At 58.7% G+C, this 16,116-nt stretch carries 20 protein-coding genes and 1 pseudogene; 13 read left to right on the forward strand and 8 right to left on the reverse strand.

All coding sequences use genetic code 11. The features are described 5' to 3' along the window. Positions 1-36 precede the first annotated feature (36 nt). Positions 37-786: a hypothetical protein gene (locus ACYZT1_RS09120; protein ID WP_462018637.1), complete on the forward strand. Its 750-nt coding sequence runs from the start codon at positions 37-39 to the stop codon at positions 784-786. 460 nt (positions 787-1,246) lie between these two features. Here the strand turns inward: ACYZT1_RS09120 and ACYZT1_RS09125 are convergent, their stop codons facing one another. Next, positions 1,247-1,558 (reverse strand): hypothetical protein, encoded by a 312-nt coding sequence (locus tag ACYZT1_RS09125; RefSeq protein ID WP_462018638.1) that lies wholly within the window; start codon positions 1,556-1,558, stop codon positions 1,247-1,249. A 158-nt stretch (positions 1,559-1,716) separates the two neighbouring features. Here ACYZT1_RS09125 and ACYZT1_RS09130 point away from each other — a divergent pair, with 158 nt between their 5' ends. Together ACYZT1_RS09130 and ACYZT1_RS09135 are read left to right on the forward strand one after the other, a co-directional pair. Further along, the gene (locus ACYZT1_RS09130; protein ID WP_462018639.1) at positions 1,717-2,502 is read left to right on the forward strand and encodes a sulfite exporter TauE/SafE family protein; all 786 of its coding nucleotides are present in this window, start codon (positions 1,717-1,719) and stop codon (positions 2,500-2,502) included. 109 nt (positions 2,503-2,611) lie between these two features. Continuing rightward, positions 2,612-3,151, forward strand: a complete 540-nt coding sequence (locus ACYZT1_RS09135) for a DUF4174 domain-containing protein (protein ID WP_462018640.1) — start codon at positions 2,612-2,614, stop codon at positions 3,149-3,151. Positions 3,152-3,176: 25 nt separating this feature from the next. Here ACYZT1_RS09135 and ampC read toward each other — a convergent pair whose 3' ends face one another. After that, complete coding sequence (gene ampC / locus ACYZT1_RS09140; RefSeq protein ID WP_462018641.1) at positions 3,177-4,346, reverse strand: class C beta-lactamase; 1,170 nt, start codon at positions 4,344-4,346, stop codon at positions 3,177-3,179. Between the two features lie 144 nt (positions 4,347-4,490). On the opposite strand from ampC, the gene ACYZT1_RS09145 reads away from it, so the two are divergent. The 4 genes and pseudogenes from ACYZT1_RS09145 to ACYZT1_RS09160 all read left to right on the forward strand — a co-directional run bounded on the left by ACYZT1_RS09145 (position 4,491) and on the right by ACYZT1_RS09160 (position 6,931). Further along, on the forward strand, positions 4,491-5,207 hold the full coding sequence (locus ACYZT1_RS09145) for a FadR/GntR family transcriptional regulator (RefSeq protein WP_462018642.1): 717 nt from the start codon (positions 4,491-4,493) through the stop codon (positions 5,205-5,207). Positions 5,208-5,297: 90 nt separating this feature from the next. Beyond that, the gene (locus tag ACYZT1_RS09150) at positions 5,298-5,513 is read left to right on the forward strand and encodes a hypothetical protein (protein ID WP_462018643.1); all 216 of its coding nucleotides are present in this window, start codon (positions 5,298-5,300) and stop codon (positions 5,511-5,513) included. Between the two features lie 61 nt (positions 5,514-5,574). Continuing rightward, positions 5,575-5,700: pseudogene (locus ACYZT1_RS09155) on the forward strand (LysR family transcriptional regulator); the annotation flags it as partial. Between the two features lie 166 nt (positions 5,701-5,866). Then, the gene (locus tag ACYZT1_RS09160; protein ID WP_462018644.1) at positions 5,867-6,931 is read left to right on the forward strand and encodes an AI-2E family transporter; all 1,065 of its coding nucleotides are present in this window, start codon (positions 5,867-5,869) and stop codon (positions 6,929-6,931) included. On the opposite strand, the gene ACYZT1_RS09165 is transcribed toward ACYZT1_RS09160, so the two are convergent. The 3 genes from ACYZT1_RS09165 to ACYZT1_RS09175 all read right to left on the reverse strand — a co-directional run bounded on the left by ACYZT1_RS09165 (position 6,928) and on the right by ACYZT1_RS09175 (position 8,162). Further along, positions 6,928-7,110, reverse strand: coding sequence for a hypothetical protein (locus ACYZT1_RS09165; RefSeq protein ID WP_462018645.1), 183 nt, complete (start codon positions 7,108-7,110; stop codon positions 6,928-6,930). The genes ACYZT1_RS09160 and ACYZT1_RS09165 overlap by 4 nt on opposite strands. A 105-nt stretch (positions 7,111-7,215) precedes the next feature. Beyond that, a complete protein-coding gene (locus ACYZT1_RS09170; protein ID WP_462018646.1) occupies positions 7,216-7,410 on the reverse strand; it encodes a hypothetical protein in 195 nt (64 codons plus the stop codon). Positions 7,411-7,778: 368 nt separating this feature from the next. Then, positions 7,779-8,162, reverse strand: coding sequence for a hypothetical protein (locus tag ACYZT1_RS09175; protein WP_462018647.1), 384 nt, complete (start codon positions 8,160-8,162; stop codon positions 7,779-7,781). Positions 8,163-8,407: 245 nt separating this feature from the next. Between ACYZT1_RS09175 and ACYZT1_RS09180 the strand changes: the two genes are divergently transcribed. Further along, positions 8,408-9,226 (forward strand): shikimate 5-dehydrogenase, encoded by an 819-nt coding sequence (locus ACYZT1_RS09180; protein ID WP_462018648.1) that lies wholly within the window; start codon positions 8,408-8,410, stop codon positions 9,224-9,226. 135 nt (positions 9,227-9,361) lie between these two features. Then, on the forward strand, positions 9,362-9,880 hold the full coding sequence (locus tag ACYZT1_RS09185) for a cupin domain-containing protein (RefSeq protein WP_462018649.1): 519 nt from the start codon (positions 9,362-9,364) through the stop codon (positions 9,878-9,880). A 44-nt stretch (positions 9,881-9,924) separates the two neighbouring features. Here ACYZT1_RS09185 and ACYZT1_RS09190 read toward each other — a convergent pair whose 3' ends face one another. Continuing rightward, positions 9,925-10,572, reverse strand: a complete 648-nt coding sequence (locus tag ACYZT1_RS09190; RefSeq protein WP_462018650.1) for a YceH family protein — start codon at positions 10,570-10,572, stop codon at positions 9,925-9,927. A gap of 138 nt (positions 10,573-10,710) precedes the next feature. Here ACYZT1_RS09190 and ACYZT1_RS09195 point away from each other — a divergent pair, with 138 nt between their 5' ends. Further along, positions 10,711-11,220, forward strand: a complete 510-nt coding sequence (locus ACYZT1_RS09195) for a DUF1993 domain-containing protein (RefSeq protein WP_462018651.1) — start codon at positions 10,711-10,713, stop codon at positions 11,218-11,220. A gap of 149 nt (positions 11,221-11,369) precedes the next feature. Here ACYZT1_RS09195 and sstT read toward each other — a convergent pair whose 3' ends face one another. Then, a complete protein-coding gene (gene sstT / locus ACYZT1_RS09200; protein ID WP_462018652.1) occupies positions 11,370-12,602 on the reverse strand; it encodes a serine/threonine transporter SstT in 1,233 nt (410 codons plus the stop codon). 276 nt (positions 12,603-12,878) lie between these two features. Here sstT and ACYZT1_RS09205 point away from each other — a divergent pair, with 276 nt between their 5' ends. Further along, positions 12,879-14,033 (forward strand): MFS transporter, encoded by a 1,155-nt coding sequence (locus ACYZT1_RS09205; protein WP_462018653.1) that lies wholly within the window; start codon positions 12,879-12,881, stop codon positions 14,031-14,033. Positions 14,034-14,037: 4 nt separating this feature from the next. On the opposite strand, the gene nhaR is transcribed toward ACYZT1_RS09205, so the two are convergent. Further along, positions 14,038-14,937 carry a transcriptional activator NhaR gene (gene nhaR, locus ACYZT1_RS09210; protein ID WP_462018654.1) on the reverse strand — a complete coding sequence of 300 codons (900 nt, stop codon included), beginning with the start codon at positions 14,935-14,937 and terminating at the stop codon, positions 14,038-14,040. A gap of 144 nt (positions 14,938-15,081) precedes the next feature. Here nhaR and ACYZT1_RS09215 point away from each other — a divergent pair, with 144 nt between their 5' ends. After that, positions 15,082-15,324, forward strand: a complete 243-nt coding sequence (locus ACYZT1_RS09215) for a hypothetical protein (RefSeq protein WP_462018655.1) — start codon at positions 15,082-15,084, stop codon at positions 15,322-15,324. 27 nt (positions 15,325-15,351) lie between these two features. Further along, positions 15,352-16,101, forward strand: coding sequence for a TerC family protein (locus ACYZT1_RS09220; protein WP_462018656.1), 750 nt, complete (start codon positions 15,352-15,354; stop codon positions 16,099-16,101). Positions 16,102-16,116 lie beyond the last annotated feature (15 nt).

Consider the following 16,116-nt stretch of genomic DNA (forward strand, 5'->3'; position numbering starts at 1 on the left):
GATCCCCACCGCCGGCCCATGCCAAGTTCATAATCCATGGTTCAGGTGTCACCCCTCATTTCCCTGCATATCCGTCGGCTCGGCTTGCTGCTCGCCGTCTTGTCAACGTTGTTCACGGTCGGCTGCAGCCACCGGGAGGGCCAAGGCATCATCACGCAGTTTCGCGAAGGCAAGCCCCAGGAGTTCCTGCAAACCAGCGTTGACCGCATGGCGACCCTGGCGATGCGCGACAATCTGGACAGCTTGTATTTGCTGATGAGCAAGCTTTACCTGCGCAATCCGCAAGAGTTGAAGAAATCCGGTTTTCTCGACGCACGCACGGCGGAAAAGCAGGTGCGCATGGCCATTGAACAGCAACAACCCCTGCCAACCTTGGGCGGCAAAAAGGACCTGGCGGCGCTCAGTTTTGCCATGAGTCCAGAGTTTCTTGGCGACCGTGTCGGGGCGTTCATCTATGCGATCGGCAGTATGCTCGTCACGGCGCATGGCAATCGTGTCGAGTTCTACATGACTGATGCGATCAACCCGACGTTCGTCAACAACGCTGCGCGCAACATTGAAAAAGCCACGTGGATTCTCAGCCAGCGGCAAAACAAGCAGGGCGAGCCGCTGCTGTTTTCCAACGAGATTTCAGAGGAAGGCAGCAACCTGAGTTTTGCAGTGGAGTTTGGCAAGATCGTGGCGCGCCTCGATCTGCTGACGCAGATGCTGGATGAGCGTTATCGCCGGATTGGTTTGAATTATGCGCAGAGCCTGTTGTTTCTGAATTTTCTGCCGGTGCAGTGAGATTTCGTGTGAGCCTGAGTCTGGGACGGTGTGACGTTTGCAGGTATGAGGTCCGGATTTGCGGTATGGCCAGCCTGGTTACCCCAATGTTCCCGACCGCTGTAGATACTCTGTTCACGGTCAAGCTTTCGCGAGATGTTTTTCGCTAAAAAGCTTGGCCGTATTAAATTCCTCTCCCGAGCCCAGGCTCGCCATGCCTTCGCTCCGGTCCTGCTCCGTGGGCCCACTGCGCAGAACCTCCACTCAGCCTCCCGATGGGGCGCTAACCGCCACAGCCGCCGCGGCGGCCTGATAGCCGACCGGGCTTGGGCGGGGTGGGCGTGTTCATGACTTGTACGGAACGCCGCGAACGTTGTAATTGGATGGACTCGCCCAAGCCGAGGCGTCAATGCGCCACGGTGGCAGTCTAAACAGCCAACGACAGCGAGGGCGAGTCCATGAAAAAGCATACTTCGATTGATCAATCCCTGTCTTGTTCCGATTTGTCGGCCTGCACAACTTTGGCGGTCGATCTGGCCAAGCAGGTAATGTGTCGAGTTGGAATCCTGCGCAGCAGGCGAAGCGCTTTGCTCTGCTTCAGATCTTGATCCACCTGCCCCTTTTCCAGAAGCCGAATGGAGGGACGAAGCGTTTTGGTTACTTCGCGCCGGGCCGCGTCGGCTTTTCCAAAGTGACTCGCCGTCAGGGCGAAACCAATAGCGGCCTTAACCGCAGCAACGGATATGTACACCTTCAAAACCAACGTCGCCTTACAAACAGCCATCGCGAGCAAGCTCGGCTCCTACAGGTTTTGCGTGCCACGGGTAAAACCAAACCATCGATCAGCGGCCAACGCGAGGAATAACGATAGTCCCCATCGTTCTAAGAAGTTATAAGAAAAATCGCTATGCTGCGGGCCAGTTTTTTCCTGCGGTCTGAGTGGAAGTCTTGATGGATTTGGTGAACGTCGGGTTAGTCGTGGCAGGGTTGGTGGTGGGTTTCATCGTCGGGATGACGGGCGTAGGCGGCGGTTCGCTGATGACGCCGATTCTGCTGTGGTTCGGCATCAACCCGGCGACCGCGGTCGGCACCGATCTGCTATACGCTGCCATTACCAAATCCAGCGGCGTTCTGGTTCACCGAAACAACAAAAACATCGACTGGGCGATCACCGGTTGGCTGACGCTAGGCAGCGTGCCGGCAGTGGCGATGACCTTGTGGTTCCTGAGCACGCTGCACACGTCTCCCGATGCAATGAACGCCGTGATCAAGCAGGCGCTGGGGTTCGTTCTGTTCGCGACCGCCCTGGCCATTTTCTTCAAGAAACGCCTGCTGGATTTCGCCCATAAACGCGCGGGCGGTCAGTACAACCCGAGCGGCTCGCGCCTCAACGTGTTGACGGTCATCACCGGTCTGGTGCTGGGCACCATGGTCGCGCTGACCTCTATCGGCGCTGGCGCACTAGGCACCGTGGCGTTGTTCATTCTCTATCCGCTGCTGCCCACTCGCCGCCTCGTCGGCACGGAAATCGCCCACGCTGTGCCATTGACCCTGGTCGCCGGTCTTGGTCACGCCAGCATGGGTAACATGGACTGGCAGGTGCTGGGCTACTTGCTGATCGGCTCGCTGCCCGGCATTTACCTGGGCAGCCACCTGACCGGCCGTATCTCCGATGAACTGTTGCGTCCTTGTCTGGCGACCATGCTGGTATTGATCGGTTACAAGCTCGCGTTCTGAGCGCGCTGACCTAAGCTTTCATTCAGGCGAGACACCATTGCGGTGCGTCACCCGGAACAATCATCGCGATGCGCAATCATTAGAGCGTGGATATCAAAAGGAGATGCGCATGCTCAGGTCATTGACCCTGACTACCTTGCTGGCTTTCGCCTGCCCCTTGCTCGCCGCCGACGGCGACTCGCCGCTGGACATGGACAAAGGCCGGACGCGACCGCTGATTGTCATCGCACCGAGCACGGTCGATCCGACGTGGCTAAGCCTGAAAAAGTCGCTGGATGAGCCCGAAAATCGCAAAGGCTTTAGCGACCGAAGCATGGTGTTGTACACCGTGCTGAATCTGATGGGGCAGCGCGAAGGCAAAGACCTGGGGCCTCAGGACACGGCAGCATTGATCCGCGCGCTCAAGTTGGGCGCTGGGGCAAAGACCAAAGTCATTCTGGTGGGCAAGGACGGCGAAAAGAAGCTCGAGCAGTCGGATGCCATCGACCTGCAGAAGATTTTCAGCACCATCGACTCGATGCCGATGGCGGAAAAAGAGGCTGCGGTGGCGGCACCTGCGCCTGCTACCGAAGTCGCGCCTGCACCGACCAAGGGCGGTAAGACCACACCGGCGAAACCCACCAAACCACCGCAAATGCCCGACGATTGACGCGCCAGCCTCTGCGTGAGAGCGATTACGGGGATTTGGCTGATTGCGAGAGGGCCGTTAACAGTTGATGGGCGATTTTGATTCGCTCCGGGATGGGGTAGTTTTTGTTGGCGAGTATCACGATGCCGATATCTTTCGATGGCACGTACGCGGCATAGGCACCGAACCCGCCGGTCGAACCCGTCTTGTTGTACAACGCGTTGTCCGGCTGAGGCAGGGGCGGGTTCAGCCACTCGACCTTGTGTGCTTCCATTGCCATTGATGTCGAATTGCCTGCCAACAACCGATCCAGCGTCACCGGGTACGGGTACATCTCCCAGCCCAGGCCCTGAGTCATTTCGCCGACCTTGTAATAACCCGTGTGCGTCGTCGCAATTGCCTGTTGCATCGACGCCTCGAGTCCCGCCGGCCGCATGTTCGCCTGCACATAGCGGATCATGTCTGCCGCACTGGCTTTGACCCCATAGGCCTCTGAATCCAGCGCGCCCGGTCCCACCCGAACCGGCTTGTTGTCCTTGTTGTAGCCCTGCGCATACAAGCCCATCTGATCCGCCGGCACCTTGAGCCACGTGTGCTTCAAACCAAGCCTGGGCAGCACGGTTTTTGTCATCGCCTCGTCGAACGGCGCGCCCATGCGGTGGGCCGCCAGGTAACCGAACAGCCCCAGACTCGGGTTCGAATACTGGCGATGAGTCCCCGCAGGGTAAATCGGCTGCCAGTGGTTGAAATAACCGAGCATCCTCTCTGGCGCATCTGCTTCGCCCGGAAATTGCAGCGGCAATCCGCCGGCAGAATAAGTGCCGAGCTGAAGCACACTGATGCCGTCGAAGGCACTGCCGCGCAATGCTGGCAGAATTTGACTGGCCTTGTCCGACAGCGCCAGTTTGCCCGTTGCCTGAGCATAAGCGGCGAGGGTGGCGGTGAAGGTTTTGCTGAGCGAGCCGATCTCGAACAGCGTGTCCTCGGTCACAGGCTTTGCGGTTTCTGTCGAGGTCACGCCGTAGTTGAAGAAGCGCGGCTGGCCCTTCACGGTGATTGCGACGACGAGACCGGGAATCTGCTGTTGCCGCATGACCGGTTCGACGGCGGCGTTGACCCGTTTTTCGATGGGATCTGCTGCCATGCAATGACCGGCACCGAGCAACGGCACCAGCAAAACGCAGGAGACAATTCTCTTCAATTTGTTGCCAGACATGACCGGTCACTCCGCTAAGGGGCGGGCAAAATCTAGGTAGTCTGGGCAGGTTTGGCAACCCTGCAGGCTAACTCGACTTTTTTCCAGAGATTACCGCCCGCCCCAATGCTACGATTCCGTTAGCTCCGCTCCCGGATAATCGCCATGCAAGAAGACCTCGACGCGCCTGCCCGCAAGCGCACCCACAACCTGGCCTACGACCTGGTCGCCAAACTGACCCAGAGCATTCTGCTTGGCCAGATGCAGCCGGGCGACAAATTGCCGTCGGAAAATACCATTGTTCAGGACCACGGGGTCAGCCGCACCGTGGTGCGTGAGGCCATCTCGAAGTTGCAGGCGTCCGGGCTGGTTGAAACCCGCCACGGCATCGGCACGTTTGTGATTGAACGCGCGCCGGAGCAGGGCCTGCGGCTGAACGTTGACACTGCGCTGGGCGTGCGTGGCATTCTGGAATTGCGCATGGGCCTGGAGACTCAGGCGGCGGCGTTGGCCGCAACGCGTCGCACTGTTGCGCAAGTGCAGCATATGCGTGAAGCGCTGGACGATTATCAACGCCTGCTCGCCAATAACGACAGTTGCGTCGAGGCCGACAAGCGCTTCCATTTGTTGATCGCTGAAGCCACCGGCAATGCGTGCTTCAGCGACATCATGCAGCACCTGGGCAATGCGATGATCCCGCGCACCCGGGTCAACGCGGTGGAGCGCGGCGCGGCGGATCTGAGCAAGCTGGGGCAACTGGCCAATCTCGAACACGAGGCGATTCTCAACGCGATCAAGCGCCAGGACCCCGATGCCGCGCGAGCCGCGATGTGGCTACACCTGACTAATAGCCGCGATCGTTTCCTGGCCGACCGTGGCTAACCGTTGGTCTACCCGACAGCACCTTGCTCGCGGTAGCGTTTTCCAAACAGTACGGCCCAGATTTGCTGGACCTCATCAATGAGGTGCGTCATGTCTAACGATTCGATGTTCCAGGGCGGAACGCCCGACACCGACCCTGATAACCCCCTGCCCGAATCGGGCATGGATCACGATGCGCCTCCAGGCATGGACCCTTCGCGGGATCCGGCCGTCACGGAACGTCCGGATGACTGGAAAGATCCGACGGACGACGAAGAAATGCCACCGGCCGACGAGCCCACGCCGCTATCCGATGACAGGCGCTAAACAGAACCCGGCCAGTGTGCCGGGTTTTTTGTGGGGGGCGTCCGACCGCATTATCGTTCCTGGATGTGCGGGCTACGAATTCCCGCAGCTGACCGCCATCGACAACCTGTTTTACTGGCATGAACACGCCGGGGTTCACCCCGCACGAGAGGCGTTTGTTGCCATGTTGCGTGACGAATTTGCGTAGCCGCGGCGCAAAACCGAAAAATCTCATGTACTGGTAACCGTGTCGTCCGCAGGTTTTTTCGATCTGGATCTATGCTTGATAACAAACGGATGGCACTCGCGCGAACTGTGGCGGACTAAGCATCAGGTCGCGCAACCGCGACCCTGCGGACTGACATGGATCGGACATGAACGAAAAGACATTACAGAACAAATCGCTGGTGATTCTGCTGTTCCTGGTGACCATCGCCTTCATCTGGATTTTGCTGCCATTTTACGGCGCCGTGTTCTGGGCGGTGATCCTCGGGATCGTATTCGCGCCGATGCAGCGCCGGATGCAATTGAAGTTCGGCTGGCAACGTAACGTCACCTCGCTGGTGACCCTGAGCATCTGCCTGGTGATCGCCATTCTGCCGGTCATCGTCATCAGTGGCTTGCTGGTTCAGGAAGGCGCAACGTTCTACAAAAACGTTGAAAGCGGCGAGCTGGATATCGCGGGCTATGTGACGCAGTTCAAACAAAGCCTGCCCGTGTATTTTCAGAATCAGCTGGATCGCTTCGGCATGGGCGAGCTGAACGGGCTGCGCGAGAAAATCGTCAAGAGTGCGATGCAGGGCGGTCAGGTGCTGGCGACTCAGGCGTTCAGCTTTGGTCAAGGCACGTTCGAGTTCATCATCAGCTTTTTCATCATGCTGTACCTGTTGTTCTTCTTCCTGCGTGACGGACCCGAGCTGGCGCGCAAGGTGCGCGCCGCCGTGCCGTTGCAGGAAAACCAGAAACGTCGTCTGCAGCTCAAGTTCAATCGGGTGGTGCGCGCGACGATCAAGGGCAACCTGCTGGTGGCGATCACCCAGGGTGCGCTGGGCGGGTTCATTTTCTGGTTTCTCGACATCCCGAGCGCGTTGCTCTGGGCGGTGATGATGGCGTTTCTGTCACTGCTGCCAGCGGTGGGAGCCGGCATTGTCTGGGCGCCTGTGGCCATTTATTTCCTGATGAGCGGAGCCATCTGGCAGGGCACGGTGCTGGCCTTATTCGGGGTTTTTGTGATCGGCCTCGTGGACAACGTGCTGCGCCCGATTCTGGTGGGCAAGGACACGAAGATGCCGGATTACATGGTGCTGATCTCGACGCTGGGTGGCTTGTCGGTGTTTGGTCTCAACGGTTTTGTCATCGGGCCGTTGATCGCCGCGCTGTTCCTGTCGAGCTGGGGGATCTTCAGCGAGACCAAACCGCGGGTTCAGTTGCCTTCCTAAGCGCAGAACTGACCCTGACCAATGCGTTGCGACAGTGCCTGCGCGGCGGGCAATGAGGTAAGCGGGCCACTGATCGCCTCGCCGTCCTGCATCACGTACCAACAGGCGAGCAAGCCCAGCTCTCTGAGTGGTGCGGGTACGGCGCTGCCGACAACGGACATGATTTGAACCTGGGACATGGGTAACCTCCAATCAATCTATGGGGCTACCTTAAGGGTCTGGCGCGCGCGCGAACAATCAACGCTTTCAATAGTCGTCATTGACGCCAACGAGGCTTGACGGCTTCAGTCAACGACCAGGTCGAGCATGTGCACGACTTCCTGCTCGTTGAGCAGACCTTTACGTACCAGGTTTTCTGCCAGCAAAGAGAGAAACTTGGCGTTGCGGTGCCCTTCCAGGTGCTTGAGTTCGGTCAATACGTTGTACACCTTGGCGGATGTGCACAAGCCGATGGTGCGGTGCGGGTTTTGTGTAGGCATTGGATTCGTCCTTGTTGTTATTGATCTGTTTTGACGGACTGGTTCAGATTGCAGATCTGTTGTGACATAAATATGACATGGATGGCCGATGGCGACGGACCCCCGAAGCAATGCCGGAGTGAGGGCATGCCGAGCCACAGCGAGGCACCGAATGGAGGGGCAAGAGCCTTTTGGTCACTTTGGGGCTCTTTGCCAAAGTGACTCGCCGTCAGGGCGAAACCAATAGCAGCCATCACCAAAATATCGGATATGTACACCCCCAAAACAAGCGTGGCCTGACACACCGCTATCGAGCAAGCTCGGCTCCTACAGATTCTTTGCCCTTACGAGACTCGAGCTCCGGCAATCCAGCGTCCAACAATGACGAATTACCAGCGCCCATGCCCATGCGGCGGTCCGTAATAACCACGGGGCGGGCCGTAATACCCACGCGGTGGACCGTAATAAACCGGCGGCGGCCCGTAATAGACAGGCTGCTGCACATACACCGGCGCCGGCTGGTAATAAACCGGTGGCGGCTGTTGCACATAAACCGGCTGTGGTTGAGCGTAGACCGGCTGCTGCACGTAAACCGGCTGCTGCACATACACCGGCCGATTGCTGTTGATGATGGCCGAACCGACAATCGCCGAGCCGACAATTGCACCAAACACGGCGGGCCCTTGCCAACCGTGACCGCCGCCGGCCTCTGCCTGCCCTGCGACAGCGAGGGCACCCATCAGCAAGGCCACTGTGGGGATTTTACGGATCATGATAATTCCTCGGTTCTTCGCCCCGGCGCTTGCGTCTGCGATAGACCCAAGGTTCGTCGCGGGGATACTTCTAAGACAGCGTTGTTGGAAAATTCAGCACAGCCGCGGGGTAAATTTTGTGTAAGGTCTGTACCGGTTTCTTTACCGTCGTGCGCTGCCCGCCAGCGCATGCCGATATGATCGATCTGAACGAGATGGACTGACTAACCCCGTCCATCGGAAAGTGTTATTTGAAGGAGCTTCACATGCAGATGAATCCCAACAAAGACACCCGGTTATGCATGTCCCTGTCGGGACGCCCCGGGAATTTTGGTCTGCGCTTTCACAATCATCTTTACGAACAATTGGGTCTGAATTTTTACTACAAGGCCTTTAGCAGCCAGGATCTGGCCGGTGCCGTTGGCGGTATTCGCGCACTGGGTATTCGTGGCTGCGGCGTGTCGATGCCGTTCAAGGAGGCCTGCATTGCGCTGGTTGATGAACTGGACGCGTCGGCGGCAGCCATTCAATCCATCAACACCATCGTCAACACCGATGGCCACCTCAAGGCCTACAACACCGATTACATCGCCATCGCACAATTGCTGGACACGCACAAAGTGCCAAAAACATCGACGTTTGCCCTGCGCGGCAGTGGCGGTATGGCCAAAGCTGTGGCCAGCGCTTTGCGCGATGGCGGTTACGGCAATGGTTTGATCGTGGCCCGTAACGCGCGGGCCGGTCGCGCGCTGGCGCAATCGCTGGGCTATGAATGGCAAGCAGAACTGGGCGCTCGCCGGCCGCAGATGCTGATCAACGTAACGCCGATCGGTATGACCGGCGGACCTGAGGCGGATCAATTGGCCTTCGATGCCCAGACCATTGCCGCCGCAGACACGGTTTTCGATGTGGTGGCAATCCCTTCGGAAACACCGCTGATCGTGCGTGGGCGTGCTGAAGGCAAGCGGGTCATCACCGGGCTGGAAGTGATAGCGATCCAGGCGCTGGAGCAGTTTGTGCTGTATACCGGCGTGCGCCCGACGGATGAGCAGTTTCAGAAAGCGGTGGCGTTCGCTCGGGAGTAGACTTCTTCAGGTGCGCGGGCGTCCGGGCTGACCTCTTCGCGGGCAAGCCCTGCTTCCAAAGGGGGGAGCCCAGCATTGCTGCTGACCGTCGCACGCGAACATGTGCGCCCCCAACCATCTTCACGAGGCCTTCTCATGCATCCGCCTATTCTCAATCTGGATCAGGTCGAACTGGAACCGCTGCCTGAAGCGCTGGCCCCGACGGGCGACACCGCCGGGCGTTATCAACAGCGACTGGCGCGGGTGGGCCAACAGCTCGGGGCGCAGAAGCTGGGGTATCGGCTTTATGTCCTGGAACCGGGCATGCGGGGCAGTCCGTTTCATAGTCATCGGGTCAACGAGGAAATGTTTTACGTGGTGGCCGGGGAAGGGCACATCCGCCTCGGCGCCGAGCGTTTTTCGATCCGCGCCGGTGACGTGATCGCCTGCCCGCCGGGCGGCCAGGAAGCTGCGCACCAGATCATCAACACCAGCACTGCCGAGTTGCGTTACCTGGCCGTCAGCACGCAGCAATCGCCGGAAATCTGCGAGTACCCCGACTCCGGCAAGTACGCGGTGATAGACGATTTCAAGATTGATGACGAAGGCAACGCCTCAGGCTTCGTCGCCATCGCCCGGCCGGCCGACGGCGTAGATTATTGGGAAGGTGAATAGCAGTGGCACTGCAGCACGTCGATTTTTGCAGCAGCTGCCGATGGTTACTCCAGCCGCGCCAGTCGTTCTTCCAGCGCTGCAATCCGCGCTTCGAGCTCTTCGATACGCTCCACTGACACCGCGCCGCCGCCACTGCGCTCCGCTGGATTGTGCCGCGCGGCGAGGATTGCTTCGATATCCGCCGGGTCCCCCAGGGCGTGCACGTAACGATCTTCGCGCTGCCCGGACTGACGCGGGATCAACAGCGCCAAACCGCGAGCGATAAGACGTTCCAGCTGATGCACGACCTGGTCGGCGTCTTCGAACTCATGCATGCGCCCGCTGCGGGTCAGCAGCTCGTTGACCGTTTGCGGGCCGCGCAGGAACAGCAACCCGCTCAGAATCACCTGCGCCGGCACCAGCTCCAGCGCTTTATCGACCTTGTGCTCCCAGCGGTCGGCTCGGCTGCCCATCACCAGTTTGGTAAAGCCGCGTCCTTCGAGGGCGCGCAGGCTCTGGCCGACCTGACCCTGAGTCAGATTCATGACGGGCTCGCGACTGGTTTTCTGATTGCAGGCGATGACCAGTGCATTAAGGGTCAGCGGATAGGTTTCCGGGCTGGTGGCCTGTTTCTCGATCAACGAACCGAGAATGCGGATTTCGGTGCTGTTGAGCCGCGGCTCGCCGAAAGTGGTTTCTTGCTCAGTGCTCATCGCGCTTTCCCTATGCCGTTCAAGCATGCAGTCGAAGCCGCCTAGCGTAATCCTTGCTGGATAAAAGACAAGCCGCAGCAGCGTCGCGCATGGCTATAATCGGCCCACGTTTCCCTCCTGTCACAACACGAGACTGCCATGACCATTTCCCTGTACGACGCCTCCGTTCCGGTTTTCAAGCAAATGCTCAACGCCCTGAGCGATGTGCTGAACAAGGCCGAAGTCCACGCCACGGCGAAAAACATCGACCCCAACGCTTTCCTGCAAGCGCGCCTGTACCCGGACATGTTCCCGCTGGTGCGTCAGGTGCAAATCGCGGTTGATTTCGCCAAGGGCGTGTCTTCGCGTCTGGCCGAGCTGGAAGTGCCGAAGTACGACGACACTGAAACCACCTTCGCCGAACTGCAAGCGCTGATCAGCAAGGTGTTGGCCTATATCGGCGAGATCAAGCCAGAGCAGATCAACGGCCAGGAAGGCATCGAGATCGTCACCCGCCCAGGCACGCCGAAAGAAAAGCGCTTCACTGGCCAGGCCTACTTGCTGAGCTACGGCCTGCCGCAGTTCTTCTTCCACGTCACCACCACCTATGCGCTGCTGCGTCATAACGGTGTGGAAGTGGGCAAACGCGATTACATGGGCGCGTTCTAAAACGCTCAGGTACAAAAAAGCCCGCCAAGGTTTGCGCCTTGGCGGGCTTTTTTATGTGTGCTGATGCGGTGCTTTTGCAGGAGCCAGCTTGCCGGCGAAGGCGTATTCAAGATCACCTTCGCCGGCAAGCCTGGCTCCTACAGGGGCTTTCAGGCTACCCGCGCAGCTTTCTCTTCTTCGCCCAAACACGCCGCCGCCGTAAACAGCACATCGGTAGACGAGTTCAACGCGGTCTCGGCCGAGTCCTGCAATACACCGATGATGAAGCCGACCGCAACCACTTGCATGGCGATCTCGCTTGGAATGCCGAACAGGCTGCAGGCCAACGGAATCAGCAACAGCGAACCGCCTGCCACGCCCGACGCCCCACAGGCGCAGATCGCGGCGACGACGCTCAGCAGGATCGCGGTCGGAATATCCACCGCAATGCCCAGCGTATGCACAGCGGCCAGGGTCAGCACGGTGATGGTGATCGCAGCGCCGGCCATATTGATCGTGGCGCCCAGCGGGATCGACACCGAGTACGTATCCTCATGCAGGCCCAGGCGCTTGCTCAATTCCAGATTGACCGGAATGTTCGCCGCAGAACTGCGGGTGAAAAACGCGGTGATGCCACTTTCACGCAAGCAAGTGAAGACCAGTGGATACGGGTTGCGACGCAGTTTCCAGAACACGATCAACGGGTTCATCACCAGCGCCACAAACAACATGCAACCGAGCAGCACGACCAGCAGATGTGCGTAACCGAGCAAAGCGCCGAAACCGGAGGTCGCAAGGGTGGAGGCCACGAGGCCGAAGATCCCCAGCGGCGCGAAACGGATGACCAGGCGCACAATCAGCGTGACGCCGTTGGACAGGTCGCCGAGCACTTCTCGCGTGGTGTCGCCGGCATGTCGGATTGCAATGCCCATGCCGATGGCCCACGCCAGAATGCCGATGAAGTTGGCATTCATCAGCGCGCTGATCGGGTTGTCCACGACGCTCAGCAACAAACTCTGCAGCACTTCACTGATGCCGCCCGGTGCCGTCACCGCGACGTCATGGGTGGCAAGTACCAGGCTCGACGGGAACATCATGCTGGCGACTACCGCCACCACTGCCGCGGCAAAAGTGCCCAGCAGATAAAGGAACAAGATCGGTCGAATATGGGTTTCCTGACCGTGCCTGTGGTTGGCAATGGAAGCCATGACCAGCACAAACACCAGAATCGGCGCGACCGCTTTCAGCGCCGAAACAAAAACTTTACCCATAAATGCAGTGGACTCGGCGACCTCTGGTGCGACCAGTGCGAGGAGGATACCGGCGATCAGGCCAATGACGATTTGCGTGACCAGGCTCAAGCGTTTCAGGCGTTGCATTACTGAAGGGGATGGGGCAGTCATAAAACGGCATCTCTGATTTTATTAGGTGCGCGGGTGGCATGACTGACGTCAGGCCAACGCTGGCGAAGGTGTGGGTATCGCAGGCCGCGGACTTTATCACAGCGTCGTCTTTATCCTTCAGACCTGTGACGAACTGTCGCCGGGCAATTCAACGTGATCGGCAGGTTCGTGCAATCGCGCTTGGAAACATTCTGTTAAGATTGCTCATCCTCTTTTCATGTTTCGCCAGTGGGCCTTCGGGCTATCGCTGGCGTTGTCGTTTTTCTGGAGTTTTGCATGCTGTTGCCCATCCTTCTGTTGTCCGCCGCCGGTTTTACCGTGCTGACCACGGAATTCATCATCGTCGGCCTGCTGCCGGCCATCGCCCGAGACCTGGCGGTGAGTGTTCCGCAAGCGGGCTTGCTGGTGACCTTGTTTGCGTTCACCGTCGCCGCTTTCGGGCCCTTCCTGACGGCGTATTTCGCCCGATTCGAACGCCGCAAGCTGTTTATCTCGGTGCTGATCATGTTCGGTCTGGCCAACACGCTGGCAGCGTTTGCGCCGAACATCTGGGTGATGGCGTTCGCGCGCCTGGTGCCAGCGCTGGGGTTGCCGGTGTTCTGGGCGTTGGCCAGTGAAACGGCGGTGGACATCGTCGGCCCGGATTACGCAGGGCGGGCCATTGCCAAGATCGGTTTTGGCATCGTCTGCGCCACCGTGTTTGGCATTCCGGTTGGCACGCTGATTTCCGATGCACTCGGTTGGCGTAGTGCGTTTGGCATTCTTGCTGCCATCGCATTTGCCAAAGCATTGCTGCTGTTTATCTACTTGCCCAAAACCGATCTGCATCAACATCAGGTGAGCTTTCGCTCGCAGCTCAGGATTTTGCGCAGCCCGTTGATGATCGGTCATGTGCTGTTATCAGTGCTGGTGTTCAGCGGCATGTTCACCCTCTACACCTATCTGGCGGACATCCTCGAACGCCTCGCCGGTTTCAACGGCACAGTGGTCGGCTGGTGCCTGATGGGGTTCGGTGCGGTTGGCCTGATCGGCAACTCCCTGGGGGGGCGCGCGGTGGACCGCCATCCGTTGATCGCGTCGATGACATTCTGCGCATTCATGATCGCCGGCATGGTGACGTTGGTGCCGAACATCCATTCGCCGCTGGGCTTGGCGGCAGCGATGGGCATCTGGGGCGTGACCCAGGCCGCGTTGTTTCTGGTCAGCCATGTCCGCCTGATGAAAGCCGCGCCCGAAGCGCCGGCCTTTGCGGCATCGTTGAACATCGCCGGCGCCAACCTCGGCATCGGCCTGGGCGCCATGGTCGGTGGCCGGGTGATCGACAGCGTGGGCCTGCAAGGCCTGGGTTTTGCAGCGGCCGGTTTTATCCTGCTTTCGATTTTGCTGGCGATGGCGCTGATGACTTTCCAGCCGCGCGAAGTCTGCGCCTGAGGCATCACAGACCGGTGAACAGCTCGCGTCGGGCACCCTCGGTAATGGCAACGATGCCGGGGTGCTTGACCTTGCGCTCCACGGAAATAGCGTAAAACGACTCGGTCACCGCGTCGGTCTGGCCGATCAGCTCCACGCCGTATTGACGTTTCACTTCCTCCGCAATCACGCTCGGACCGATGAAAATTCCGCTGCCCGATTGCCCGAAAGCCTGCATCAAGGCGCTGTCATCAAATTCGCCGACGATGCGCGGTTGAATCTGCTGTTCGGCAAACCAGCGCTGCAAACGACTGCGCACCACGGTTTCGGGCCCTGGAATCAATAGCGGTGCCCCGTGCAGGCTGCGCGGAAAATCCTGTCCGTATTGTGCCGCCAAGGCGGTGGTGGCGAAAAAACTGATGCCGCATTCGCCGAGTTTCTGGCTGTAGCCCTTGATGTCCAGATGGGTTGGCATCGGGCTGTCGGAGATCACCAGATCGAGGCGCTGAATCGCCAGGTCGGCGAGCAAGCGTTCGAGTTTGTCTTCGCGACAGGTGATGCGCATTGGTTCGCTCAATTCCATGGTCGGCGCGATCAGACGATAAACGATCGATTTGGGCACCACGTCAGCGACGCCGACGCGAAACAGGATTTGCTGCTCGTTCGGCTGCGCTCGCAGCATCAATTCCAGCTCGCCTCCCAGCTGAAACATCTGCTCGGCGTAGGGCAGGGTCTGCCGCCCGGCTTCAGTAAGTTCCAGTTGCCGGCCGACACGCTGAAACAATTCCACTCCATAAGTTTGTTCGAGCAGGGAAATCTGCCCGCTGATGGTTTGCGGCGTCAGGTTCAGCTGCTCACAGGCACGCACGATACTGCCGGTTTTGGCCACCACCCAGAAATAGTGCAGCTGTCGGTAATTGAGCATATGTCCTACTATTAGCTTTGGATTCGTAAAAACCGAAGTATACGCGGTAAAAAAACGAATTTTCCTGAACTGTTAGTCTCCCTAGAATGCGTCGCTATCAACGCGCTACTGTTTCGGCGTGTTTCGTTCTATCGAGGAAGCCTCATGAAGTTTAAAGCCACCGCATTGCTGATTACGTCTTTACTGGTTCTGGCAGGTTGCGACCAGGCTGAAAAAAGCGCTCAGCAACTGATGGGCAAGGCGGCCGAGACCGCCAAACAAGCGATCGACGACACTCATAAAGCTGCCGAGCAGGCGATCAGCGACGCCACCGGCGGATTGATCAGCAAGAAAGAATCGTCGGCCGAAGACAAGCAGAACCGCGAATCTTCGTCCCAGGAAATCTAAACCGTCATTACGAGTCAGGACTGACCCATGGAATACCTTTTAGAACTTGCTGCAAGCCCTACTGCCTGGGTCGCCCTGGCCACACTGGTGGTGATGGAAATCGTGCTCGGCATCGATAACCTGATCTTTATTTCGATCCTGACCAACAAGCTGCCTGAGCAACATCGGCAGAAGGCCCGGCGCATCGGTATCGGCATGGCGTTGATTCTGCGCCTGGCACTGCTGAGCACCATCGCGTTCATCGTTCAGTTGACGGCGCCAGTGATCGAGATTCTCGACCACGCGTTCTCCTGGAAAGACATGATCCTGATTGCTGGCGGCCTGTTCCTCTTGTGGAAAGCCACCACGGAAATTCACCACAGCATGGACCCGGCACCGGAAGATCCGAAGTCGGCCACCTCGACCGTCACTTTGGGTTTCGCTGCTGCAATCGGTCAGATCCTGATGCTCGACATGGTGTTTTCCATCGACAGCATTATTACCGCAGTTGGCATGACCGAGCATCTGCCGATCATGATCATTGCCGTTGTGGCTTCGGTGCTGGTGATGTTGCTGGCGGCTGATCCGCTGGCCAAATTTATCAACGACAACCCGACCGTTGTGATGCTGGCGTTGGGGTTCCTGATCATGATCGGCATGACGCTGATCGCCGAAGGTTTCGGCGCCCACGTACCGAAAGGCTACGTCTACGCGGCAATGGCGTTCTCGGCGACGATCGAAGGTTTGAACATGATGTCGCGGCGAGCCAAGCAAAAGCGCATTGCCGCTGAAGCCTGATCAGCGATGAATAAA

The organism is Pseudomonas sp. PB3P13 (assembly GCF_054897735.1).

Excerpts from the sequence above, each read along its gene's own strand:
- ACYZT1_RS09120 (WP_462018637.1), top strand. The coding sequence starts at position 37 with ATGGTTCAGGTGTCACCCCTCATTTCCCTGCATATCCGTCGGCTCGGC.
- ACYZT1_RS09130 (WP_462018639.1), top strand. The coding sequence starts at position 1,717 with ATGGATTTGGTGAACGTCGGGTTAGTCGTGGCAGGGTTGGTGGTGGGT.
- ACYZT1_RS09135 (WP_462018640.1), top strand. The coding sequence starts at position 2,612 with ATGCTCAGGTCATTGACCCTGACTACCTTGCTGGCTTTCGCCTGCCCC.
- ampC (WP_462018641.1), bottom strand. The coding sequence starts at position 4,346 with ATGTCTGGCAACAAATTGAAGAGAATTGTCTCCTGCGTTTTGCTGGTG.
- ACYZT1_RS09145 (WP_462018642.1), top strand. The coding sequence starts at position 4,491 with ATGCAAGAAGACCTCGACGCGCCTGCCCGCAAGCGCACCCACAACCTG.
- ACYZT1_RS09150 (WP_462018643.1), top strand. The coding sequence starts at position 5,298 with ATGTCTAACGATTCGATGTTCCAGGGCGGAACGCCCGACACCGACCCT.
- ACYZT1_RS09160 (WP_462018644.1), top strand. The coding sequence starts at position 5,867 with ATGAACGAAAAGACATTACAGAACAAATCGCTGGTGATTCTGCTGTTC.
- ACYZT1_RS09165 (WP_462018645.1), bottom strand. The coding sequence starts at position 7,110 with ATGTCCCAGGTTCAAATCATGTCCGTTGTCGGCAGCGCCGTACCCGCA.
- ACYZT1_RS09170 (WP_462018646.1), bottom strand. The coding sequence starts at position 7,410 with ATGCCTACACAAAACCCGCACCGCACCATCGGCTTGTGCACATCCGCC.
- ACYZT1_RS09175 (WP_462018647.1), bottom strand. The coding sequence starts at position 8,162 with ATGATCCGTAAAATCCCCACAGTGGCCTTGCTGATGGGTGCCCTCGCT.
- ACYZT1_RS09180 (WP_462018648.1), top strand. The coding sequence starts at position 8,408 with ATGCAGATGAATCCCAACAAAGACACCCGGTTATGCATGTCCCTGTCG.
- ACYZT1_RS09185 (WP_462018649.1), top strand. The coding sequence starts at position 9,362 with ATGCATCCGCCTATTCTCAATCTGGATCAGGTCGAACTGGAACCGCTG.
- ACYZT1_RS09190 (WP_462018650.1), bottom strand. The coding sequence starts at position 10,572 with ATGAGCACTGAGCAAGAAACCACTTTCGGCGAGCCGCGGCTCAACAGC.
- ACYZT1_RS09195 (WP_462018651.1), top strand. The coding sequence starts at position 10,711 with ATGACCATTTCCCTGTACGACGCCTCCGTTCCGGTTTTCAAGCAAATG.
- sstT (WP_462018652.1), bottom strand. The coding sequence starts at position 12,602 with ATGACTGCCCCATCCCCTTCAGTAATGCAACGCCTGAAACGCTTGAGC.
- ACYZT1_RS09205 (WP_462018653.1), top strand. The coding sequence starts at position 12,879 with ATGCTGTTGCCCATCCTTCTGTTGTCCGCCGCCGGTTTTACCGTGCTG.
- nhaR (WP_462018654.1), bottom strand. The coding sequence starts at position 14,937 with ATGCTCAATTACCGACAGCTGCACTATTTCTGGGTGGTGGCCAAAACC.
- ACYZT1_RS09215 (WP_462018655.1), top strand. The coding sequence starts at position 15,082 with ATGAAGTTTAAAGCCACCGCATTGCTGATTACGTCTTTACTGGTTCTG.
- ACYZT1_RS09220 (WP_462018656.1), top strand. The coding sequence starts at position 15,352 with ATGGAATACCTTTTAGAACTTGCTGCAAGCCCTACTGCCTGGGTCGCC.